The sequence below is a fragment of the Bacillus pretiosus genome (genome assembly GCF_051294775.1).
Classification (GTDB): Bacteria; Bacillota; Bacilli; order Bacillales; family Bacillaceae_G; genus Bacillus_A; species Bacillus_A wiedmannii.
Map to the genome: position 1 here is coordinate 1 of NZ_JBPPHF010000227.1, position 301 is coordinate 301.

The 301-nt window shown below is 38.5% G+C and carries 1 protein-coding gene; it reads left to right on the forward strand.

The features are described from left to right. Positions 1 to 301, forward strand: a 301-nt coding sequence (locus tag ACSG5Z_RS30640; protein WP_435712834.1) for a hypothetical protein, incomplete at both ends; no start/stop codon positions are given.

The following is a 301-nucleotide window of genomic DNA, read 5'->3' on the forward strand; positions in this document are numbered from 1 at the left end:
ATGTTGAAAAAATTGCAACGAAAGCTGAGAAGCACTTCCAAGATAATAAAGACGTCAACACAATTCAATTCTCATTAGGTGGCGAAAACCCAATGAGTCCTGGTCAATCAAATCAAGCAATGTTCTTCGTGCAATATGATAACGACACGAAAAACTTCGAAAAAGAAAAAGAGCAAGTCGTTAAAGAGTTACAGAAGATGTCTGGAAAAGGCGAATGGAAAAACCAAGACTTCGGAGCGAGTGGCGGTAGTAATGAAATTAAACTATACGTTTACGGAGATAGCTCGGAAGACATTAAACC